Annotated in this window: 21 protein-coding genes; all 21 read left to right on the top strand. The window is 42.0% G+C overall.

The window, feature by feature from the left end:
• Positions 1–4: 4 nt before the first annotated feature.
• The 21 genes from NR125_RS02710 to topA all read left to right on the top strand — a co-directional run bounded on the left by NR125_RS02710 (position 5) and on the right by topA (position 22,349).
• A complete protein-coding gene (locus NR125_RS02710; RefSeq protein ID WP_071156622.1) occupies positions 5–1,009 on the top strand; it encodes an AAA family ATPase in 1,005 nt (334 codons plus the stop codon).
• Complete coding sequence (locus NR125_RS02705) at positions 1,009–1,875, top strand: DUF58 domain-containing protein (RefSeq protein WP_009330790.1); 867 nt, start codon at positions 1,009–1,011, stop codon at positions 1,873–1,875. The genes NR125_RS02710 and NR125_RS02705 overlap by 1 nt, the downstream gene beginning before the upstream one ends.
• A gap of 7 nt (positions 1,876–1,882) precedes the next feature.
• Complete coding sequence (locus NR125_RS02700) at positions 1,883–3,655, top strand: vWA domain-containing protein (RefSeq protein ID WP_009330789.1); 1,773 nt, start codon at positions 1,883–1,885, stop codon at positions 3,653–3,655.
• A complete protein-coding gene (locus NR125_RS02695; RefSeq protein WP_256814701.1) occupies positions 3,639–6,419 on the top strand; it encodes a VWA domain-containing protein in 2,781 nt (926 codons plus the stop codon). Before NR125_RS02700 ends, NR125_RS02695 begins: the two co-directional genes overlap by 17 nt.
• A 263-nt stretch (positions 6,420–6,682) precedes the next feature.
• Positions 6,683–7,015: a putative DNA-binding protein gene (locus NR125_RS02690; RefSeq protein ID WP_009330786.1), complete on the top strand. Its 333-nt coding sequence runs from the start codon at positions 6,683–6,685 to the stop codon at positions 7,013–7,015.
• Positions 7,016–7,027: 12 nt separating this feature from the next.
• Positions 7,028–8,380, top strand: a complete 1,353-nt coding sequence (ffh, locus tag NR125_RS02685) for a signal recognition particle protein (protein ID WP_256814700.1) — start codon at positions 7,028–7,030, stop codon at positions 8,378–8,380.
• Positions 8,381–8,490: 110 nt separating this feature from the next.
• Positions 8,491–8,763: a 30S ribosomal protein S16 gene (rpsP, locus tag NR125_RS02680; RefSeq protein ID WP_009330784.1), complete on the top strand. Its 273-nt coding sequence runs from the start codon at positions 8,491–8,493 to the stop codon at positions 8,761–8,763.
• 11 nt (positions 8,764–8,774) lie between these two features.
• Entirely contained in the window at positions 8,775–9,005 is a 231-nt protein-coding gene (locus NR125_RS02675; RefSeq protein ID WP_009330783.1) for a KH domain-containing protein, read from the top strand.
• Positions 9,006–9,447: 442 nt separating this feature from the next.
• On the top strand, positions 9,448–9,834 hold the full coding sequence (locus NR125_RS02670; protein WP_009330782.1) for a YlqD family protein: 387 nt from the start codon (positions 9,448–9,450) through the stop codon (positions 9,832–9,834).
• A gap of 12 nt (positions 9,835–9,846) precedes the next feature.
• A complete protein-coding gene (gene rimM, locus NR125_RS02665) occupies positions 9,847–10,368 on the top strand; it encodes a ribosome maturation factor RimM (RefSeq protein WP_009330781.1) in 522 nt (173 codons plus the stop codon).
• Positions 10,368–11,105: a tRNA (guanosine(37)-N1)-methyltransferase TrmD gene (gene trmD / locus NR125_RS02660; RefSeq protein ID WP_026041703.1), complete on the top strand. Its 738-nt coding sequence runs from the start codon at positions 10,368–10,370 to the stop codon at positions 11,103–11,105. Before rimM ends, trmD begins: the two co-directional genes overlap by 1 nt.
• Positions 11,106–11,242: 137 nt before the next feature.
• Entirely contained in the window at positions 11,243–11,587 is a 345-nt protein-coding gene (rplS, locus tag NR125_RS02655; protein WP_009330779.1) for a 50S ribosomal protein L19, read from the top strand.
• A 199-nt stretch (positions 11,588–11,786) separates the two neighbouring features.
• Complete coding sequence (gene lepB, locus NR125_RS02650; RefSeq protein WP_009330778.1) at positions 11,787–12,338, top strand: signal peptidase I; 552 nt, start codon at positions 11,787–11,789, stop codon at positions 12,336–12,338.
• Positions 12,339–12,380: 42 nt separating this feature from the next.
• Positions 12,381–13,253, top strand: coding sequence for a ribosome biogenesis GTPase YlqF (gene ylqF, locus NR125_RS02645; protein ID WP_009330777.1), 873 nt, complete (start codon positions 12,381–12,383; stop codon positions 13,251–13,253).
• Between the two features lie 86 nt (positions 13,254–13,339).
• The gene (locus tag NR125_RS02640) at positions 13,340–14,119 is read left to right on the top strand and encodes a ribonuclease HII (protein WP_009330776.1); all 780 of its coding nucleotides are present in this window, start codon (positions 13,340–13,342) and stop codon (positions 14,117–14,119) included.
• 11 nt (positions 14,120–14,130) lie between these two features.
• Complete coding sequence (locus tag NR125_RS02635) at positions 14,131–15,990, top strand: hypothetical protein (RefSeq protein WP_009330775.1); 1,860 nt, start codon at positions 14,131–14,133, stop codon at positions 15,988–15,990.
• Entirely contained in the window at positions 15,987–16,283 is a 297-nt protein-coding gene (locus NR125_RS02630) for an EscU/YscU/HrcU family type III secretion system export apparatus switch protein (protein ID WP_009330774.1), read from the top strand. Before NR125_RS02635 ends, NR125_RS02630 begins: the two co-directional genes overlap by 4 nt.
• Before the next feature lie 304 nt (positions 16,284–16,587).
• Positions 16,588–17,748: an ADP-forming succinate--CoA ligase subunit beta gene (gene sucC, locus NR125_RS02625; protein ID WP_009330773.1), complete on the top strand. Its 1,161-nt coding sequence runs from the start codon at positions 16,588–16,590 to the stop codon at positions 17,746–17,748.
• Positions 17,749–17,881: 133 nt separating this feature from the next.
• Positions 17,882–18,784, top strand: coding sequence for a succinate--CoA ligase subunit alpha (sucD, locus tag NR125_RS02620; RefSeq protein WP_009330772.1), 903 nt, complete (start codon positions 17,882–17,884; stop codon positions 18,782–18,784).
• A gap of 114 nt (positions 18,785–18,898) precedes the next feature.
• The gene (gene dprA, locus NR125_RS02615; protein ID WP_009330771.1) at positions 18,899–19,774 is read left to right on the top strand and encodes a DNA-processing protein DprA; all 876 of its coding nucleotides are present in this window, start codon (positions 18,899–18,901) and stop codon (positions 19,772–19,774) included.
• A gap of 499 nt (positions 19,775–20,273) precedes the next feature.
• Entirely contained in the window at positions 20,274–22,349 is a 2,076-nt protein-coding gene (topA, locus tag NR125_RS02610) for a type I DNA topoisomerase (protein WP_009330770.1), read from the top strand.
• The last annotated feature ends 104 nt before the right edge of the window (positions 22,350–22,453 follow it).

The raw sequence follows: 22,453 nt of genomic DNA, 5'->3' as shown, positions 1-22,453 counted from the left end.
TGCAATGTCGGTAACACAGGAAAAAGAACAGCAATTCGCACAAGCGGCAGATATCATTGCAAGAGTAAAAGATGAAATTCAATCATTTATAGTCGGCCAGGAAGAAGTGGTCGAACATGTACTATGGAGCATATTCTCAGGAGGGCATGTTTTGCTTGAAGGTTTGCCAGGGCTGGGTAAAACTATGCTCATTAAAACCATTGCTGAAGTACTTGATCTTAAATTTTCACGCATTCAATTCACCCCTGATATTATGCCTTCAGATATAACTGGAACCATGCTGCTTCAGCCTGATGAAGCTGGCAGGCAAACATTCAGTTTTCATAAAGGGCCCATTTTCGCCAACATCATTCTTGCAGATGAAATTAACAGGGCAACACCAAAAACACAAAGTGCCCTGCTCGAGGCAATGGGAGAAAAAACGGTCACGATTATGGGCGAAACCAAAAAGATGGAAAAGCCATTTTTTGTACTCGCAACTCAAAACCCGATTGATATGGAAGGGACTTATCCCTTGCCGGAAGCACAAACGGACCGGTTTTTATGCAAGGTGAATGTTGTGTATCCGACTAAAGAAGAATTAAAAGAAATTGCCAGGAGGACAACGGGGTCGCAAAAAATCCATTTAAATAAAGCTGCCGGATTGAAGGATGTCATTGCTCTTCAGGAGCTTTCGAGAGAAATTCTCCTATCAGATGAAATCCTGGATTATGCCGTTTGGATGGTCACTGCAACGCACCCGGATTCAGAGGGGGCACCAGAAACAGTGAAAAAGCACGTCCAATATGGGAGCGGTCCACGCGGCCTTCAGAGTCTGATAAGTATGGCAAAAGCAAGAGCCATGTGCTCCGGACGATTCCATGTATCAATAGGGGACATTAAAAACGTTGCCTATCCGGTTTTGCGGCATCGTCTTATTTTGAACTTTGAGGGAGAAGCAGCGGGTATTTCAGCGGATTCAATTATTGAAGTTTTGTTAAAAGAAACTTCCTGGGGAGCTAAGAGCTGATGAACAGCCATCAAGCTATTCTTGGAAAGCTTCAAAAACGAAAGATTGCTGCAAAGACAAGGAAAAGAGGATATCATTCAGGGTCCAGGAAATCCCATAAATTCGGATCTTCCATGGAATTCTCTGATTTCAGGGCCTATCAGCCTGGTGACGATATTCGGCAAATAGATTGGAATGTCTATGGCAGAACACAAAAACATTATATTAAACGCTTCCTGGATGAGCAGGAGCTTTCTATTGCAGTTTACCTGGATGCAACGTCTTCAATGACAAAAATCCAGCAGAAATGGGAATATGCCAAAGCGCTGGCATCAGCTTTAAGCTTTATGGTGCTTTCAAGTGAAGACCGGCTTTTCTTTTCAGCAGTTTCTTCTGCAGGCGTACAGCCTATCAAAAGGAAAGGCTCTGTTTACAGCAGGCGAACGTTCATGGAAACCCAAAAAATTGAACCTGCAGCTCAGTCCACAAACTTTCTGGGCTGTCTGAAAGAAACTCTTTCTAAACATCAGCAGCTTGCTGTAATAATAGCGGATGGCTTTGAGCCCCTTCAGGATTGGGAAAGCCTTTTTAGGAAGCTCAGGGGGTTAAAACAGGAGTTCTGGCTATTTCAGGTGCAGGCAGATGAAGAGCTTACTCCTGCATATTCTGGAGATATAAAGTTGATTGATAGTGAAATTGGGACTGCTGTAAATGTCAGCATGAGCCCTTCCATATTAGCTGAATATGAAAAGCGCCTAAAAGAACATAATGAACAGCTTGAGATTTTATGCAAACGGTATGGCGGCCAGTATATCTTTGCTCCGGAAACAAGAGATCTTCAGTCAGTTCTTTTCAGGGATCTGTATGCGAAGGGGCTGGTCAGGTGAGGACACAATGCAATTCTTAAATCCTATCTATTTTGTATTAGCCATTTTCATAGGGGCTGTTATCTTATTTTATTTCTTTCGGAAGCAGTACACTGAAAAGACCGTTTCATCCAATCTGCTCTGGGAGCAGGTGCTGAACGAATGGCAGGCTTCCCCTTGGCTGAAAAATCTTCAGCAGAATCTATTATTTTGGCTGCAATTATTGGCTCTGATCTTATTGATGCTGGCCCTTGTGCGCCCATTTTGGCTTGAAGATTCTTTAAAAGGAGAACATTTAATCATCATTATAGACCCATCCGCCTCTATGTCGGCTGAACACGGAGGAAAGAGCCGTTTTGAGATGGCAAAAGAGGAAATGCTTGACCTTGCCGGCAAACTTAATGGCCATCAGGTAACCCTGATTAAAGCAGGAGAGAAAAATGAGATCCTATTAAGCCGTGAAGATGATCCAAATGCCATTCGCAGAACCATTGATGGGCTGAAACTTACTTATGAACATGAAAATATGGATAAAGCCATTCTTTTGGCAGGTTCCTTATCTTCTGGAAAAGACACAGCTCTTCATATTTTTTCAGATTCGGCTGTAAAGAATGATTTAATGGAGGAACTGGCTGGCCTATACACTGTTGCACATAATATCGGAGAGGATGCAAGGAACGTCTCGCTGCAATCGTTTGGGACAGCTGCAGCTGGTGATGGTATCTCAGCCATTGCCGTGATAGAAAACCAGTCTTCCGAAAATATAGAAACAGGTTTTACCGTCCAATTTGAGGATGAAGTCTTGTTTGAACAAAATTTATCATTGAAAGCAAATGAACAAACAACCGTCCAAATTAAAAACCTGCCTGAAAAACCTTATTATGAGGCATCCGTTTCCATTAATGACGGCTACAGAGCAGATAATTTCGCAGCCTCTATTTACACAGACCCAGAACCAAAGGTATACACAATGGGGGATGTAAATCCGTTTGCGGTGAAGGGCTTTCAAACCATAGGAGCCGAATTGCTGCAGACGGATCCAGCTGCTCTCAAAGGTTTTGAAATGAAGGGTGTGGTTGTAGCAGAAGGAAGCACATTATCGGAACTTCCAGAGCTGCCAATGATCTTTTTTAACACAGGCAAGGAAAAAACAAAACTAAAAGAGGCAATTTCGGGGGATGAGGATCCTTTATTTGAATATGCAGACTTTGGGCGTGTGTATATCAGTTCCGCTTCCGCTGCATTGAAAGGAGAATGGGAGACTGTTTTGAAAAGTGGAGACATTCCTTTAATACAGAGGGGAATGCAGAATGGACAGCCAATTATTATTGTCAATTTCGATCTATCCGACACAGATTGGCCGCTCATGCCAGGTTTTCCGATCTTTTTGTATAACTCTTACCAGTGGTTATCCCAGCAATCAGATTTCCTTGGATATTTCAGCGCCGGAGAAGAGAGATGGATAAATATTGGCAAAGGAAATGGAAGATGGGAGATTTTCAATAATAAAGACGAAAATCTCTACTCCCTTGATCTAAACAAAGAAAACTTTAAAGCTCCTGTGATTCCCGGAACTTACCAGGCGGTATCAGGAAATCAAATTTATTATTTTTCTGTCCTTCTGGATGAAAGGGAGAAAAATGCAGAAATAGCAGAATCTTTTACAGTGAATGACAAATCATCTGAAAAAAACAGCATGATCCAAAGGCCCAACGAAAGCCTCTGGTTCTGGCTGGCTTTAATTGCTTTTATACTGATTGCTATCGAATGGGAGGTATATCGCCGTGGGCATCGAGGTTAAATATCCCTTCCTGTTTCTGTTCCTGATTCCTGCTGTCATTATGGTTTTTTTGTTTATTCGAAATCACAGAGGAAAAGGCAACGAAAAATTTTGGATTGCCAGTCTAAGACTGGTCATTTTCTCATTGTTAATTTTTGCACTAACCGTCCCGCAGGTCCTCCTTCCGGTTAAGGGGCAGACCGTCGTATATCTTGCAGACCGCTCTGCAAGCATCGGTTCAAATGATGAAGCACTTGCCTGGATAGAAAACAGTGCCAGCAAAAGGAAAAGTGAGGATCAATTTGCGGTGGCGGCTTTTGGCAAAAATGTGGTGCTTGAACAGAATTTGGGCAGGAACCGTGAAGCTATTACCGAATTTAACGGGAAAGCAGATGATTCTCAATCGAATCTGGAAGCAGGCCTGCAATTTGCCGCTTCACTCATTCCGAGGGATTCTTCTGGCAGAATTGTCTTGATGACGGACGGAAATGAAACGGCAGGCAAAAGCCTGGAGGCTGCCTCAGTTTTAAAGAATCGAAATATCGAGATTGACCATGTGCCATTAAGAACAGCAGCAGGTGACGATGTATCAATTTCAGAATTAAAGATGCCTCCATCACTTTATTTAGGAGAAGAGGCTCCGATTACAATAGAAGTTACCAGCAATATTGCCAAAGAAGCTGATATCAGATTATCTGTAAATCATAAAGAGGTTTTAAAGGAAAGCGTTCAAGTGAATGAAGGGAAAAATGTATATACCTTTACTCACAAGGCAGATACTGCAGGGTTAACGGTATATAAGGCAGAGATAGCTGCTGACCAGGACACCTTCTCTGAAAACAATACACTGCACTCGGTTGTTAATGTTAAGGGAACTCCTAAGGTCCTGATCGTACAAGGGAAGGACGCGGGTGATATTGCGAATCTGTTAAAAGGTTCAGGCCTCGAGACAGACACGGTTCTCCCTGAGAAGCTTCCAACCGTTCTCTCAGGGTATTTGCAATATCAGTCGATTATTTTTAATAATGTTCCTGCAACAGTTATCTCAGAGCATCAAATGACGCTAATGGAGAAGGCAGTTAAGGAATTCGGCACTGGTTTTATTATGTTCGGCGGTGAAGAAAGCTTCGGGCTGGGGGGCTATTTTAAAACTCCGATTGAGAAATTGCTGCCGGTGGATATGGATATCAAGGGCAAGAAAGAAATGCCTTCCTTAGGCCTGGTATTAGTTATGGACCGCTCTGGAAGCATGGCCAGGAATAAAATTGAATTGGCAAAAGAAGCGGCTGTCCGATCAGTGGAACTGCTGCGTGAAGAAGATACACTCGGATTCATTGCATTTGATGACCGGCCATGGGAAATCCTTGAAACCGAGCCTCTCAAAGATAAAAAGAAGGCAATTGAAAAAATCAGATCTATAACTCCAGGCGGGGGGACAGAAATCTTTACTTCTCTGGAACAAGCCTACAGTGAGCTTGAAGAATTGCAGCTTCAGAGAAAGCATATTATTTTGCTGACAGATGGCCAATCTGCCACAAATGGAGACTATGAGCTTTTAATCGAAGGCGGGAAAGAGAAAAATATCACTCTATCAACTGTTGCACTTGGTCAGGATGCTGATAGAGGGCTTCTTGAAGATCTTGCGGGAATGGGATTAGGGCGTTTTTATGATGTTACAGACTCTTCCATCATTCCGAGCATTTTATCACGTGAAACCGTAATGGCTACGAGAACCTATATCGAAGACAATCCATTCTTTCCAAGTGTTCAGCCCTACCCGGACTGGTCCTCACTCTTTGAAAAAGGTGTTCCGGAAATGAATGCCTATATAGCTGCTGCGGCCAAGCCGCGAGCACAGGTGCCGCTGTTAAGCGAAATAGAGGATCCTGTACTTGCTGAATGGCGATACGGAATGGGGCGGGCAGCTGCCTTTACATCCGACTCCTCGGGCAAATGGTCAGGAGATTGGGCCAGATGGGAAAAGTGGCCATCATTTATTAATCAGCTTGTCACCAAAACCCTGCCGCAATATGAAAGTGAACCATACAGGGTTGCTGTTGAGAATAAGGATGGCAATACAGTGCTCAGCCTGGAGTCTGCGGCAAGCAGATCTTTGCCAATTGAGGCATCCATCGTATCGGAAACGGGCGATCAGATAGAAGCCAATATTAGGCTTACTGCTCCAGGTAAATATGAGGCGGCAATGCCTGAAAGTGCAGGAATGTATTTTTTAAATATTAAACAGACAGATCAAAATGGGAATATACAGGTTCATCAGACTGGTTTTACTATTCCCTATTCAGAAGAGTATTTGCAAAAGGGTACAAATAAAGAGCATTTGGAGACACTCTCAAAAATGACTGGCGGCAAGGAGCTGGAAAGCGGAGAAGAAGCTTTCCGACCGCTCAAAAAACCAGCCAGCACCAAACAGCCAATCAGCGAATGGCTGCTTCTCGCTGCATTCCTGATCTTTTTTTCAGAAATCGCTTTAAGGCGCTTTGGCTTAACTGCTATCGCTGCGGGAATTTTGAAGAAAAACAGAAATAAAAAGGAAAAGCCAGAGGCTCCTATTAAAATTCAAAACCTTAAAGCTTCCAGGGAAAAAAAATCTCCTTCCGTGCAGATGCCTGATAAACTTCAAGGGGGAACTACTGTAAAAGAAACACCGGAAAAAACAAAAGAAAAGAAAAAAACAAACCGGCCAAAACCTCCAGCAGAATCCTCGCCGAAAGAAAGAGAAGAACGCATGAAAAGGCTGCTGGATGCAAAAAACAGGAAAAAGTAAGTGGGGATTTTTCAATAACGTATGCTGGATTTAGAAAAGTATTATAGATCGCTGAGCTGATTGCAGCGCACTTGACTCCTGCTCAGAGGCTCCCGTTCCTCCCCGCGGAAAGCCAAGTGCCCCGTGCTGAAATCAACGGGCTAAATTATAAAGTGAAAATAAAATGAATAATTAACCCTGTAAAGATATTTTCTTGACATGCTATGAACTTCTATGTAAACTTACTTTGTAAAGGCTTTTCACTTAACAAGGGGGAATAGGGAATGCTCGAAAAAACAACGAGGATGAACTACCTATATGATTTCTATCAATCGTTGTTAACTCCTAAGCAGAGAAGCTATATGTCCCTGTACTACCTGGATGATTTTTCGCTTGGAGAGATTGCCGAGGAATATGATGTTAGCCGGCAAGCGGTATATGACAACATTAAAAGAACAGAAGCAATGCTTGAAGAGTATGAAGAAAAGCTATTATTATTTCATAAATTTCAAGAGCGCAGCAAGCTGATTGCAGAAATAAAAGTGATGCTTCAGGAAGGCTCCCCTTCCCGAGAAGCATTGGAAGAAGCAGTGGCAGAGCTTGAGAAATTAGATTAGGAGGCGGCATATATGGCATTTGAAGGATTGGCCGACCGACTGCAAAATACAATTCAGAAGATCCGCGGAAAAGGCAAAATCAATGAAGCGGATGTAAAAGAAATGATGCGTGAAGTCCGTCTCGCCCTTTTGGAAGCGGACGTAAACTTCAAAGTCGTCAAAGAGTTTGTCAAAAAAGTCAGCGAACGTGCTGTCGGACAGGAAGTATTAAAGAGCCTGACGCCAGGACAGCAAGTCATTAAGGTTGTTAAAGAAGAATTAACGGAACTGATGGGCGGAGAGCAAAGCAAAATTGCTGTCTCCAATCGTCCCCCGACAGTCATTATGATGGTCGGTCTTCAGGGTGCCGGTAAAACGACTACAACCGGAAAGCTTGCAAACCTGCTCCGCAAAAAGTATAACCGCAATCCGATGCTGGTTGCTGCAGATATTTACCGCCCTGCGGCGATTAAACAGCTCGAAACACTTGGCAAACAGCTTAATATGCCGGTCTTCTCCCTTGGTGATCAAGTCAGTCCTGTTGAAATTGCAAAACAGGCAATCGCAAAGGCAAAAGAGGATCATCATGATTATGTTCTGATCGATACAGCAGGAAGGCTGCATGTGGATGAAGCCTTAATGGATGAGCTAAAGCAAATCAAAGAGCTTTCCAATCCAGATGAAATCTTCCTTGTTGTAGACGCCATGACTGGTCAAGATGCGGTTAATGTAGCGCAAAGCTTCAATGATCTGCTGGGTCTTACTGGGGTTGTCCTGACGAAGCTGGATGGCGATACTCGAGGCGGTGCCGCTCTATCCATTAGATCCGTAACAAACACGCCGATTAAATTCGTCGGTCTTGGGGAAAAACTGGATGCGCTTGAAGCGTTCCATCCAGAACGGATGGCGTCCCGTATATTAGGTATGGGAGATGTCCTATCCCTAATTGAAAAAGCACAGGCCAATGTGGATGAAAAAAAGGCAAAAGAGCTTGAGCAGAAGATGCGCACGGCTTCTTTCACATTCGATGATTTTTTGGATCAGCTTGGTCAGGTCCGCAGCATGGGACCGCTCGATGAGCTGCTGAAAATGATGCCTGGTGCAAACAAAATCAAAGGCTTGAATAATATCCAAATCGACGAGAAGCAAATCACTCATGTTGAAGCGATTATTAAATCGATGACGAAGGAAGAGAAAACTCACCCTGAAATCATCAATGCAAGCCGCCGCAAACGGATTGCCAAGGGAAGCGGAAGAACCGTGCCTGAAGTTAACCGTCTGCTGAAGCAATTTGAAGACATGAAAAAGATGATGAAGCAAATGGCTGGCATGCAGCAAAAAGGCAAGAAAAAAGGCGGATTTAAGCTTCCTTTTAACCCTTTTTAAGCTGTCAGCAAAGCTTTTCATAAGATGTAAAGAAAAAAACCTTTACAAACTAATTAACAATCTGATATTATACTATCTTGTGTGAAACTATTCGGAGGTGCTTATTTAAAATGGCAGTAAAAATTCGTTTAAAGCGTATGGGTGCTCACAAAAACCCTTTCTATCGTATTGTTGTAGCTGATTCTCGTTCTCCTCGTGACGGACGTTTCATTGAAACAGTAGGAACTTACAACCCGGTTGCTCAACCAGCGATCGTTGAAATCAATGAAGAGTTGGCTCTTAAATGGCTTCAGACAGGTGCTAAGCCATCTGATACAGTACGCAACCTTTTCTCTAAGCAAGGCATTATGGAGAAATTCCATAACGCTAAAAACGGTAAGTAATTCATTATAAGATGAAAGAGCTTATCGAAACGATTGTTAAGCCCCTAGTTGATTTTCCGGAAGATGTTCAAGTGAATGTCCAAGAAGAGGATCAGCGCGTAACCTATCAGCTTTCCGTCAACAAGAATGACATGGGGAAAGTAATTGGGAAGCAAGGGCGCGTTGCGAAAGCAATACGGACCGTTGTCTATGCAGCAGGTTCATCAGAACAAAAGAAGATCTTTTTAGAGATCATAGAATAATTATCCTGCATTGAGCAGGGTATTACCAAAAAAAGGAGGGGCTTCCCCTCCTTTTTTTACAATCTAAAAAATCCTGCTGTTTGAACTTTATTGTCCTCTGATTTAAAATATTATTCAATCTGCTGAGTTGATTGGAGTGGAGGGGCATTTGATCCTCGAAAATGCTGACGCATTTCCTTTGTGCGGTGTAATTTCGTGGAAGCTTATCAAATTTCCTGCGGGAAGTAAGGAAAGTGAAAGACCTCACAGGCAGGCGAAGCCGAGGAGGCTCTCATCTCTCCCAGCGGAAAGCAAGTGACCCGTTCTGAAATCAGCGGGCAGAATATATAAAGTAACACAGCATTACACCAGAAAAGTTAAAATATAAACATCGCCAACTAAGAATTTGACAGCAGTCAGTAAAGCCGTTTTTTTAATCGGATCAATTTGGGAGGCGCTGTACGTGAACATCATTCAATCGGTTACAGTTAAGCAGGTGCTGACAGAGAACAGCAAGAAAGAACTGCTGGAAGGCTATATGGCCAAAAAAAAGCAGCTGCAGAAAGAAAGTGATCAGCTGAGGTTTGAACTGAAAAAACAGGAAAAAACCAAAAAACTGCATCCGGCCAGTCTAAAAAAGCATTTTGAAAAGGAAATTCAAATGAGGCAGGAAAAAGTCCAGCTGCTCGATTTTCAAATAGAACAATTACATATGCTACCGTTAGGAAGCGAATTGAAAGAAAAAGAAGTCCAGGCGATTATTGAGGTTCAAAAGGGTACCCGCTGGGAAGACATAGAAAAAGGGAAAACCATCATCATAAGAGATGGAATTGTTGATGAAATACGCTAGAGGTGATAGTACATGCAGAAATGGTTCAACGTAGGAAAAATCGTGAACACCCATGGCATAAAAGGGGAAGCAAGGGTCATTTCCAAAACAGACTTTGCAGAGGAAAGGTATAAGCCGGGAAATAAACTTTATTTGTTCATGCCTGATACAAAAGGTGATCCAATTGAGCTGACAGTGAAAACTCACCGTACCCATAAAACATTCGATTTGCTTACCTTTGAAGGATACGAAAATATTAATGGGATTGAAAAAATGAAGGGCGGCATCCTGAAAATTTCGGAAGATCAGCTAGGCGATCTTGAAGAAGATGAGTTTTACTACCATGAAATCATAGGGTGTACTGTTGAAACGCTTGATGGAGCGGAAGTAGGTAAAATCAAGGAAATTCTTTCTCCTGGAGCAAATGATGTATGGGTAATCAAAGCAAAAGGCGGGAAGGAAATACTGATCCCGTATATTGAAGATGTTGTTAAGGAAGTTAATGTGAAAGACAAACTTGTGAAAATTAATGCGATAGAAGGATTGCTTTCATGATGAATATTGATGTGCTCACTCTGTTTCCTGAAATGTTTGAAGGCGTTTTTGGACATTCCATCCTAAAAAAAGCGGCTGAAAATGAAGCAGTGAATTACAACGTGGTCAACTTTAGGGAATATGCCGACAATAAGCACAAAACCGTAGATGATTATCCATATGGCGGAGGGGCGGGAATGGTTTTAAAACCCCAGCCCATATTTGATGCTGTAGATGATCTTCGCAGTAAAAGCGGGGCGTCCCCGAGGGTTATTCTCCTGTGTCCTCAAGGAGAACGCTTTACACAGAAGAAAGCTGAAGAGCTTGCTGAAATGGATCACCTGATTTTTGTTTGCGGACATTACGAGGGGTATGATGAAAGAATACGTGAACATGTGGTAACCGATGAAATTTCGATTGGTGATTTTGTGCTGACTGGAGGAGAGCTTGGAGCCATGGTCGTAATCGATAGTGTTGTCCGTTTGCTGCCAGGTGTATTGGGCAACGAAGAATCACACATAAAGGACTCTTTCAGCACAGGTTTTCTTGAACACCCTCATTACACCCGTCCAGCGGAATTCAGGGGCATTAAAGTGCCGGATGTCCTCATGTCAGGGAATCATCGCCTTGTCGACGAGTGGCGAGCCAAAGAATCCTTAAGAAGGACGTATTTAAGGCGTCCTGATCTTCTTGAGGGTGCAGAATTAACAAAAGAACAGCAAAAGTGGCTGGATGAAATTAAAAAAGAAGATAAATAACATTGAAGTTGCCGTCCAAGTATGGTATGATACTTTTTGTGACTTAGGCTGAACTTGTTCAGTTTTCGTCTGATAAAGATGTTCCGCTGCAAACATATAGGTTGTGCAAGAGCGTCTGCTGAGAGGAGTTGAAAACGATGCAAAAACTAATTGAAGAAATCACAAAAGAACAGCTTCGTACTGACCTTCCGTCTTTCCGTCCTGGTGATACTGTACGTGTACACGTAAGTATTGTTGAGGGAACTCGTGAGCGTGTTCAGGTATATGAAGGTGTTGTGATTAAGCGTCGTGGTGGTGGAATCAGCGAAACTTTCACAGTTCGTAAGATTTCTTACGGTGTAGGCGTTGAGCGTACATTCCCTGTACACACACCTAAGATTGCGAAGCTTGAAGTTATCCGCCGCGGTAAAGTCCGCCGTGCGAAACTTTACTACCTGCGTAACCTTCGCGGTAAAAAAGCTCGTATCAAAGAAATTCGATAATAAAGAAAAGAAGGAGCTTGTTAAATCAAGCTCCTTTTTCTTTCATGAAACAGCAGAATATAAATAATATTACATAAATGTTAAATAATATATAAATAAGGTTCCCATCGTGTTTATTAAGAAGAATTTTTGTAAAATAAAAAAGACAACACTTTCCATGCAGATTAATTAATGGCTTAGAAGAATGGTGGGGGATTTAATGGCGAAAAAGAAAAATGAATTATGGGAATGGACAAAAGCACTTGTAATCGCAGTCCTGTTAGCAGCAGTCATCAGATATTTTTTATTTGCTCCGATTGTGGTTGACGGCTTGTCCATGATGCCAACATTGCATGATCAGGATCGAATGATTGTTAATAAGTTCAGTTATAAGATTGGCGAGCCCGAGCGCTTCGACATCATTGTTTTCCATGCACCTGAAAACAAAGATTACATCAAAAGGGTAATAGGCCTTCCTGGAGATAAGATTGAATACAAAGATGATACTCTTTATGTAAATGGGAAAGCTTATGAAGAGCCTTACCTGGAGGAATATAAAAAACAGGTAATCGATGGGCCGCTGACAGAGCCGTTTACTTTAAAAGAAAAGATAGGACAGGAAACAGTGCCTGAAGGCCACTTATTTGTAATGGGTGACAACCGCCGCTTCAGCAAGGACAGCCGTCACATTGGCCCTGTTCCGATGGAAGAAGTACTGGGTGATGCCGGAGTAATATACTGGCCTATAGAGGACATTCGAATCGTTGATTGATTCTTTCTTTAATAAATACATATTGGATGGAGGTGACCAGCTGTGACGATCCAGTGGTTTCCCGGCCATATGGCGAAAGCCCGCAGGCAGGTTACAGAAAAATTAAAACTGGTCGATATCATCTTTGAGCTCGTTGATGCAAGGATCCCTTATTCATCACGAAATCCGATGATCGATGAAATTATTCAGCACAAACCGCGGCTTGTTTTATTGAATAAAGCTGACATGGCTGATAAAGAAGCGACAAAAAAGTGGATCAAACATTTTGAAGATAAGGGTATAAGAGCTCTTGCGATAAACTCGCAGGCGGGACAAGGCATGAAGGAAATCGTCTCCGCATCTCAGAGTATTCTTCAGGAAAAGTTCGATCGAATGAAGGCGAAGGGTGTTAAGCCTAGAGCAATCCGGGCAATGATAGTAGGTATTCCAAACGCTGGAAAGTCTACCCTTATCAATCGCCTGGCCAAAAAGAATATAGCCAGGACAGGAAATACCCCCGGCGTTACGAAAGCCCAGCAATGGATAAAGGTAGGGAAAGAGCTGGAGCTTCTCGATACCCCTGGGATTCTATGGCCAAAATTTGAAGATCAGGAAGTAGGTCTTAAGCTTGCTCTGACTGGAGCAATAAAAGATACTATATTAAATCTTCAGGATGTTGCAGTATATGCTCTGCGCTTTCTCGGCCTCAGGTATCCAGATCGCCTGCATGAGAGATATCAGCTTGATGAAATTCCGGAGGATATTGTGGAAGTATTTGATAAAATCGGCAGGCTGCGCGGCTGCCTGATGGGCGGCGGCGAAATTGATTATGATAAGGTAACAGAGCTGGTAATCAGAGAATTCCGTTCTGAAAAATTGGGGCCAATCACTTTGGAATTGCCCGAAGAGATGGGAGTTCGGAGTGAAGCTGAATAATTTAGATGAAGACCTTCTGTTCACAGGAGGCCTTTATTTTTTTGCGGAAATGCCGATACATACATTAGATTGAAATGGAGAAGTCTATGGAAAAATTAACTATTCGTCAAATAGAAGAAAAAATCAAAACAATTAAGTCAGAGGATGACCCTTTCCTTTATTCCATAAAGCATGATGAAAGAAAAGGAGTACAGCAGCTATTAGAAAGATGGCATTCCCGAAATCTGCAGCAAAAAAAGATATATGAAAAGCATAAAGAAATGAGTCAGTATGAAGTTCGTTACCGGAGCCAGGGTTTTCAGTTTATTGCCGGAATTGATGAAGTAGGCAGGGGCCCGCTTGCAGGACCAGTGGTAGCTGCAGCAGTTATTTTGCCAGAAGACTTCTTCCTCCCGGGTTTAGATGATTCAAAAAAGGTGCCGGAGAGCAAAAGAGAAGAATTTTCTGAGATAATTAAGGCTAAGGCTGCAGCGTTCAGCGTTGGAATCATTGATCCGGAAGAAATCGACCGCATCAATATATTTGAAGCGACAAAAAAAGCAATGCTTTCAGCAATTGAAGGGCTGAGCCCAAAACCGGACTTCCTGCTTGCAGATGCCGTAAAACTATTAACTCCTTACCCAATGGAAGCTATCATTAAGGGAGATGGCAAAAGCATATCGATTGCTGCAGCCTCTATCATAGCTAAAGTCACGAGAGACAGAATGATGGCTGAAATAGGTAAAGAGTTTCCTCAATATGGATTCGAGAAAAATATGGGCTATGGGACGAAGGAGCATCTTGAAGCCATCACACTGCATGGAATATCTCCTTATCATCGGAAAAGCTTTGCACCAATAAAAAATCTTATTAGTGAAATAGAATAGAAGGTGAAGGCATGAAGCCGTCTGATATTATCCAAAGAATAATAAGGCATGACCAGAACAATGCAGTAAAAACGGCTGCATTTATACCTGGCCAAATTGTCAGCGGAAAGATAGTAAAGCTATTTCCAAACCAGACGGCAGAGGTGCAAATTGGGTCACATAAAGCGATAGCGCAGCTGGAAATCCCTTTATCAGCCAACATCAGATATTGGTTTAAAGTTGAGCCAGGTGAGGGAATGCTGCGCTTAAAGGTAATGGAATCAGCAGACAGACCAGGTGCGGAAGCCCCGGCTGAAAGCCTTCTAAGACAGCTGGGAATGCAGTTATCCAGAGAAAATAAGATGCTTATTCAATTTTTTCTTAGAGAACAGCTTCCGATTACAGGTGAAACTCTGAAGATGGCATCTGAATGGATCAAGGAAAGCCGATCAGCTGAAGATGGACTGCGGACAGTAAAAGAGCTGTTTATAAGGCAGCTTCCCTTTTCAAAGGATGTTTTTTCAGCGATATCCTCAGTCTTGCATGGGGACTCTCTTTCATCCCTTATGGGGGAATTGCTGGATGAATTAAAGGGTGGTGGTTTATCAACTAAAGGGCAGCAAATATATTCGCTGCTTGGTGATCTGACAAAGCCTTCAAGAGAAAAATGGGGTCAGCAGGCAATATACAGATTGTTTTCTGAATGGCTGAATACAAAAAACCAGGCAAGTTCACACACTGCTTTCCAGCTCCTGAAAGTATTGGGGCTGATGCCGGGTGAAACGGCCGAGGATGCGGCTTTACAGCAGCTTATGGAGGTAAGCATCCAAAATAAACCGATTAGTCATGTCCTGACGGAAATTATGAAAGCAAACGATTCCGGGAACAGGCAGGAATTTATATTGAACTTGGCAAAGCTAAATGGATTTATTGCACAAAGATCGGAAAGCAGTGGACTATCTCAAACTCTGGAAATCTTATTCAATGATATTCGAAATGGAAAGAATTCTTTTCCAGCAGAAAAGAATTTGCTTAACACCTTTTTCAAATCAGTTCTTTCCCACACATTAAATGATGATTTGGACCAATTATTGTCAGATGCTTATGGGATAAAGCAGGCTGCTGTTCAGGCGGGGAGATTACTGGCAGGTGAGAAACCTTTGGCAGCAGCGGCTCTCAATCTGCGGGAAAAGACAATGATGGAAGAACTGAAAAATAGCCTGCAAACAGAGGTTAACCTTACATATGACCAGCGGAATATTCATAGTGAATTGAAGAGAATAATCAGAACATTGGGGCTTTCTTATGAACATGACTTCATAAATTTATTAAAACATTCCGATGAAGGAGCTTCCAAAAAGCTGGATACCCTTAAACCGCTCCTGATGGGCTTTATAAATGAAGAAACTTCGCACATAGCTAAAGATGCAGCTGAACGGCTTCTGCATAAATTAACCGGCTTTCAGGCTCTCTCGCAGGAATCCGGCCCATTGCAGCACTATATTTTTCAGCTTCCTGTTTCTTTATGGGGGAAAATCTCCGATTTGACAATGCAATGGAGCGGCCGCAAAACGGAAGAGGGGAAAATTGATCCCAGCCATTGCCGGGTTATATTTTATTTGAATTTAGAGCATCTGAATGAAACTATTGTCGATCTTCAAGTTCAAAACAGAATTATTAAAATTTCAGTTATTAATGAGCACAAAGAAATAAAGGATTTAACAGCTCCATTTGCCGCTGAACTAAAAGAAAATCTATTAAAATTAAATTATAAGCTGTCCTCTGTTTCAGTCCAAAAGCCGGAGTCTGCAGGGGATTCACCTATTGGAAAAGATACAATGACATCGATTGTGCAATCAAATCAATTCAGCGGAGTAGATATAAGGATATGAAAAAAGTTCATGATCAAAAAAGGAAAGAAGCGGTAGCATTAACCTATGATCCTGTGAATCAGGGAGCACCAAGGATATCCGCAAAGGGGAAGGGACTGGTTGCTGAAAATATCCTTGTGAAGGCTAAGGAACATGATATTCCGGTTCAGGAAGATCCTGCTCTTGTAGAGCTTCTTGGCAAGCTTAACATCAATGAGGGTATACCGGAAGAACTATATCAGGCTGTTGCTGAGGTGTTTGTTTTTATCTACAGGGCTGATCAGGAAGCCGGGAAGAGGGAAAATGAAGAATAATCTATTCTGGTAAACCAATATGGTTTATTCTCAGTAATTCAATTCGAAGGGATGACAGCGGGATTTTACTTGAGTCTAATAAAAAAGAAAACTGTCGAAAAGGCAGTTTTTCTTTATTTTAAAAAAATAATTTTAAAATAAAATAAGTGTAAAACATCTATTATGACAGGGTTTCTGCACTTTTTAATATTTTTAATTTTTAAAGAAATATAATATTTTAGAGTAAATGGTAGACAAGGGTTGTGTCATTTTATAAAATGAAAGCGCAGTTATTTTTTTGAAGAGTTAGATAGGAGGATGGGAAATGAATATACATGAGTATCAAGGTAAAGAAGTCCTCAGACAATACGGGGTCGCAGTTCCGAACGGAAAAGTGGCATTTACAGTAGAAGAAGCTGTTGAAGCTGCTAAAGAACTTGGCACTGAGGTATGTGTGGTAAAAGCACAAATCCACGCCGGAGGACGCGGTAAAGCTGGCGGTGTAAAAGTTGCCAAAAATCTTGACGAAGTTCGTACATATGCAAGTGAAATCCTGGGGAAAACACTTGTTACACATCAAACAGGCCCGGAAGGCAAGGAAGTAAAGCGTTTACTGATTGAAGAGGGCTGTGACATTAAGAAGGAATATTATGTTGGTCTAGTCTTGGACCGCGCAACGTCACGCGTAGTTTTAATGGCTTCTGAAGAGGGCGGCACAGAAATCGAAGAAGTAGCTGAACAGACGCCTGAAAAAATCTTCAAGGAAGAAATTGATCCTGTGCTTGGTTTAACAGCATTCCAGGCGCGCAGAATCGCTTTTAATATCAATATCCCATCAAAGCTTGTCGGACAAGCTGTTAAATTCATGATGGGCTTATACAGAGCTTACATTGAAAAAGATTGCTCTATCGCTGAAATCAATCCATTAGTAGTAACTGGAGACGGCAAGGTAATGGCTCTGGATGCAAAGCTGAACTTTGATGGAAATGCTCTTTACCGTCAAAAGGACATCATGGCTCTTCGTGACCTTGAAGAAGAGGATGCAAAGGAAATCGAAGCATCCAAATATGACCTGAGCTATATTTCCCTTGATGGAAATATCGGCTGCATGGTTAACGGTGCAGGATTGGCGATGGCTACTATGGATATCGTCAAACACTATGGCGGAGACCCGGCCAATTTCCTTGATGTTGGGGGCGGTGCAACTGCTGAAAAGGTTACTGAAGCTTTCAAAATCATCCTTTCTGATAAAAACGTAAAAGGTATTTTTGTTAATATCTTTGGCGGAATCATGAAGTGCGACGTCATCGCCACTGGCGTAGTGGAAGCAGCGAAGCAAGTAGGCTTGACTGTGCCTTTAGTTGTACGTCTGGAAGGTACAAATGTTGAATTGGGCAAGAAGATCCTTGCTGAATCCGATATCGATATCATTGCGGCTGAATCAATGGCCGACGGCGCACAAAAAATCGTTTCTTTAGTAGGCTAGGAATCAAAATTGAGCGGCCGTTCAGTGTCTAAGGCATTTGGCGGAATCCGAAAGGCTTGTTTGCCTGAAAGAGCTTTTGCTTATGACCTTTGAGTACAGAATGGCACTCTTTAGACCAGAAAGGAGAATTAACGTGAGCGTATTTATTAATAAAGATACTAAAGTTATAGTTCAAGGGATTACTGGTTCAACAGCCCTTTTCCATACTAAGCAAATGCTTGAATACGGAACGCAAATTGTCGGCGGTGTAACTCCTGGTAAAGGCGGTACTGAAGTAGAAGGTGTTCCTGTCTTCAATACTGTGGAGGAAGCAGTTAAGGCTACAGGTGCCAATGCCTCCGTTATCTATGTTCCAGCTCCATTTGCTGCAGATGCTATTCTTGAGGCGGTAGATGCAGAATTGGATCTTGCCATTTGTATCACCGAGCATATTCCTGTATTGGATATGGTTAAAGTTAAGCGTTATATGGAAGGCAAGAAGACTCGCCTTGTAGGTCCTAACTGCCCTGGTGTTATTACTCCTGATGAGTGTAAGATCGGCATTATGCCTGGATATATCCATACTAAAGGTCATGTTGGGGTTGTTTCCCGTTCTGGAACATTGACATATGAAGCGGTACACCAGCTGTCACAGGCTGGAATCGGCCAGTCCACTGCTGTTGGTATCGGCGGAGACCCGGTTAACGGAACAAACTTCATTGATGTATTAAAAGCATTTAATGAAGATCCAGAAACTTATGCTGTAATCATGATTGGTGAAATCGGCGGAACAGCTGAAGAAGAAGCTGCAGAGTGGGTTAAAGCAAACATGACTAAGCCTGTTGTAGGCTTCATCGGCGGTCGCACTGCACCTCCAGGTAAGCGTATGGGCCATGCCGGCGCAATTATTTCAGGAGGCAAAGGAACAGCTGATGAAAAAATCCGTGTTATGAATGAATGCGGTATTCAAGTAGCAGATACTCCATCCGTAATGGGTGAAACCCTGATAAAGGTTTTAAAAGAAAAAGGCCTTTATGATCAGTGTAAAACTCATTAATCCTATTTAAATAACTTAAGAGTAGTCCCTCTGTTTGAGGGACTATTTCTGCATTGCCAAATCCGTTTATCCCCGCACATACCCCGCTTTATAAAAAAATTCAGGAGGCTCCCCATGAATGAATTTAATATGAGGCTCACCCATCTCCATCATTGCAGAGGAATGAGCTGGAAGATGATTTATAACATTCTTAAGAAAGATCCCCAATTAAATTGTATGTATAATCATACCCTTTTCCGAATAATACCCCAGTTATTCACCACCAAAGATTCTCTTTCAAATGTACTCCAAGATCTTCATTCAGATCAAATCCAGGAACAAATTCGCCAATATTCACCAAATGGCATTAAAACAATTACAATTTTTGATAAGGAATATCCGATTCTATTAAAAGAAACGTATCAGCCGCCATGGGTTATTTATGCAAGAGGTGATATCAGTCTTCTGAATAGCGGAACTCACCTGGCCGTTGTCGGTTCCAGACAGGCAACAGAGTATGGAGAAAAAGCCATTCAATACATGTTTCCAAAGCTTATCGAAAAAGGGGTTATTATTGTAAGCGGGCTGGCAGCTGGTATTGATGCCATTGCACATAAGGAAGCAATCAAAAATAAAGGGAAAACAATTGGTGTCATAGCTGGCGGGCTGTTCCATATTTATCCTCAGGCTAATCAAAGGCTAGCATATGAAATGATGAAAAATCAGCTGGTTATTTCTGAATATCCGCCAGCCACAAGACCCTCGAGATGGCAGTTTCCAATGAGAAACCGAATCATCAGCGGCATTAGCAGAGGCACATTGATAATCCAGGCTAAAAGCAAAAGCGGCTCCCTTATTACAGCAAATTATGCGGTTCATGAAGGAAGAGAAGTCTTTGCAGTCCCTGGAAATATCTTTAGCCCATTCTCTGGGGGAACTAATGAATTAATTCAGCAAGGCGCTAAATTGGTAAAATCAGCTGAGGAGATCTTAGAAGAATTCCTTTACTAATCAGGAAAATGAAATAGGAGCCTTGCTATAGATTAAGTGCTCCTTTTTCTTACTTCAGCTCATTTTAAATGTGTTAATTTAAAGGATTTTTTACAAAAAGGTTGAAATTCTATTAAAACTGTTATACATTTTGCAACAGGTATTATGGAAAGAAAAAGTCTGCTTCTTTATTCGCTTTAGAATATTTTCTTGGAAACGGTTGCGGAAATAATCCGCTTAAGTTTGACAAACTTGAATAGAATGTAGAATAATAATGAATATTTCAATACTCAAGCAGTAAAGCTGATGATATCAGCAAGCTGGCGAAGAATAAGCAATATTACTTCAATTATGCTATAAGACACTTAAGCCGCTCCTCAGGATGTAAATATCCAACCCAGAGGCTGTTTAATATAGGTTAGTGATAAATGAAAGCAGGCAAGTTTAGCATGTAAAAAATGCAGCATTCAAAGATGATTTTGCCTGAATGTTTAAAAATCCCTCTCAAGGAGGACTACTGATGTCAGAGTTTCTTGTAATCGTTGAGTCACCTGCAAAGGCAAAAACGATTGAGCGTTATTTAGGAAAAAAATATAAAGTTAAAGCTTCCATGGGACATGTCAGGGATCTTCCTAAAAGCCAAATGGGCATAGATGTGGAAAATAATTTTGAACCAAAATACATAACCATTCGTGGAAAGGGCCCAGTTTTAAAGGAACTTAAGTCAGCGGCCAAAAAAGCCAAGAAAATTTATCTCGCGGCTGACCCCGACAGAGAAGGGGAAGCAATTGCATGGCATCTGGCACATAGCCTGGATATGGACGTTACTTCGGACTGCCGTGTTGTTTTTAATGAAATTACGAAAGATGCCATTAAAGAATCCTTTAAGCATCCAAGGCCAATCAACATGGATCTTGTTGATGCCCAGCAGGCAAGACGGATGCTTGATCGGTTAGTCGGTTATAATATCAGCCCATTATTATGGAAGAAAGTGAAAAAAGGATTAAGTGCGGGCAGAGTACAGTCTGTTGCAGTCCGTTTGATTATCGACCGCGAAAAGGAAATTAAGGACTTTATACCAGAAGAGTACTGGTCCATTGACGGAGAGTTCCTAAAAGGAAAAACAGCCTTTGATGCAGCTTTTTACGGGCTGGAGAATGAAAAAGTGGAATTGAAGTCTGAAAGCGATGTTCAAAATATATTAAGTAAAATGAAGGGCAATAAATTTAAGGTGGCATCGGTTACCAAGAAGGAAAGAAAGCGGAATCCTGCCGCCCCTTTTACTACGTCCTCACTTCAGCAGGAAGCTGCAAGGAAATTAAATTTCCGTGCCAAGAAAACCATGATGCTTGCACAGCAGCTTTATGAGGGAATTGACCTCGGCAAAGAAGGAACTGTTGGTTTAATTACTTATATGAGAACTGATTCAACACGCATATCTGAAATTGCGCAAAATGAAGCAGCAGATTATATTCAAAATTCTTACGGAAAAGAATTCCTGCAGGGTGAAAAGAAAAAAGAAAAGAAAAACAGCAACGCCCAGGATGCCCATGAGGCCATCCGCCCGACAAGCACACTAAGGTCGCCTGCAAGTTTAAAAGAATACTTGTCGCGTGATCAGCTTCGATTATACAGGCTCATTTGGGAACGCTTTGTTGCAAGCCAAATGGCACCAGCTGTTATGGACACAATGAGTGTAGATTTAAAGAATGGAGAAGTGATCTTCAGGGCAACAGGCTCAAAAGTGAAGTTCCCTGGATTTATGAAAGTCTATGTTGAAGGTACAGATGATCAGTCAGAGGAAAAAGATAATATGCTCCCAGACCTAAGAGAAGGGGATGAAGTCCTTAAAAAAGACATCGAACCCAAACAGCACTTCACTCAGCCTCCTCCAAGGTATACTGAGGCGAGGCTGGTAAAAACACTTGAAGAACAGGGAATTGGGCGGCCATCCACTTTTGCTCCGACTCTTGACACAATTCAAAAACGGGGTTATGTTGCTCTGGACAACAAACGTTTTATTCCGACTGAACTGGGGGAAATTGTTCTTGAGCTGATCATGGAATTCTTCCCTGAAATCCTTGATATCGAGTTTACAGCAAAGATGGAAAAGGACCTGGACTATGTTGAAGAAGGCAAGGTCAATTGGGTACAGATCATTGATGAATTCTATAAAGATTTTGAAAAGAATCTTGAGATAGCGGAAAAAGAAATGCAGGAAGTAGAAATTAAGGATGAACCTGCAGGTGAAGATTGTGAGCAATGCGGAAATCCAATGGTGTTCAAGATGGGGCGCTATGGAAAATTCATGGCATGCAGCAATTTCCCTGACTGCCGCAATACCAAACCAATTGTAAAGGATATTGGTGTGAAGTGTCCGAAGTGCAAAGAAGGAAATATTATAGAAAGAAAAAGCAAAAAACGCAGGATCTTCTACGGCTGTGACAGATTCCCTGAATGTGACTTTATTTCATGGGATAAGCCGCTGCCAAGAAGCTGTCCTAAATGCGATAACCTTCTAGTTGAGAAAAAACTCAAAAAAGGTGTCCAGGTTCAGTGTGTTGAATGCGACTATAAGGAAGAAAAGCAAAGTTAAGGGTGGGCTTAAATGCTCACTCTTTTCTATTGCGGGATGTGTATCCAGAATACTTCCAGCCGGTGTATTCCTTTTGGTTTGTTTCAAAGTATATTAGCTTCAAA

The organism is Cytobacillus sp. Bac17, from assembly GCF_024519925.1.
GTDB lineage: Bacteria > Bacillota > Bacilli > Bacillales > Cytobacillaceae > Cytobacillus > Cytobacillus pseudoceanisediminis.
This window is presented reverse-complemented; position numbering and strand designations above follow the sequence as displayed.

What these genes read in the sequence shown, in the direction of transcription:
- rimM (WP_009330781.1), top strand. Translation starts at nt 9,847, where the DNA reads ATGCAGAAATGGTTCAACGTAGGAAAAATCGTGAACACCCATGGCATA.
- NR125_RS02640 (WP_009330776.1), top strand. Translation starts at nt 13,340, where the DNA reads ATGGAAAAATTAACTATTCGTCAAATAGAAGAAAAAATCAAAACAATT.
- NR125_RS02710 (WP_071156622.1), top strand. Translation starts at nt 5, where the DNA reads ATGTCGGTAACACAGGAAAAAGAACAGCAATTCGCACAAGCGGCAGAT.
- NR125_RS02705 (WP_009330790.1), top strand. Translation starts at nt 1,009, where the DNA reads ATGAACAGCCATCAAGCTATTCTTGGAAAGCTTCAAAAACGAAAGATT.
- rplS (WP_009330779.1), top strand. Translation starts at nt 11,243, where the DNA reads ATGCAAAAACTAATTGAAGAAATCACAAAAGAACAGCTTCGTACTGAC.
- topA (WP_009330770.1), top strand. Translation starts at nt 20,274, where the DNA reads ATGTCAGAGTTTCTTGTAATCGTTGAGTCACCTGCAAAGGCAAAAACG.
- NR125_RS02690 (WP_009330786.1), top strand. Translation starts at nt 6,683, where the DNA reads ATGCTCGAAAAAACAACGAGGATGAACTACCTATATGATTTCTATCAA.
- ffh (WP_256814700.1), top strand. Translation starts at nt 7,028, where the DNA reads ATGGCATTTGAAGGATTGGCCGACCGACTGCAAAATACAATTCAGAAG.
- lepB (WP_009330778.1), top strand. Translation starts at nt 11,787, where the DNA reads ATGGCGAAAAAGAAAAATGAATTATGGGAATGGACAAAAGCACTTGTA.
- sucC (WP_009330773.1), top strand. Translation starts at nt 16,588, where the DNA reads ATGAATATACATGAGTATCAAGGTAAAGAAGTCCTCAGACAATACGGG.
- rpsP (WP_009330784.1), top strand. Translation starts at nt 8,491, where the DNA reads ATGGCAGTAAAAATTCGTTTAAAGCGTATGGGTGCTCACAAAAACCCT.
- NR125_RS02630 (WP_009330774.1), top strand. Translation starts at nt 15,987, where the DNA reads ATGAAAAAAGTTCATGATCAAAAAAGGAAAGAAGCGGTAGCATTAACC.
- NR125_RS02675 (WP_009330783.1), top strand. Translation starts at nt 8,775, where the DNA reads ATGAAAGAGCTTATCGAAACGATTGTTAAGCCCCTAGTTGATTTTCCG.
- trmD (WP_026041703.1), top strand. Translation starts at nt 10,368, where the DNA reads ATGAATATTGATGTGCTCACTCTGTTTCCTGAAATGTTTGAAGGCGTT.
- NR125_RS02700 (WP_009330789.1), top strand. Translation starts at nt 1,883, where the DNA reads ATGCAATTCTTAAATCCTATCTATTTTGTATTAGCCATTTTCATAGGG.
- NR125_RS02635 (WP_009330775.1), top strand. Translation starts at nt 14,131, where the DNA reads ATGAAGCCGTCTGATATTATCCAAAGAATAATAAGGCATGACCAGAAC.
- dprA (WP_009330771.1), top strand. Translation starts at nt 18,899, where the DNA reads ATGAATGAATTTAATATGAGGCTCACCCATCTCCATCATTGCAGAGGA.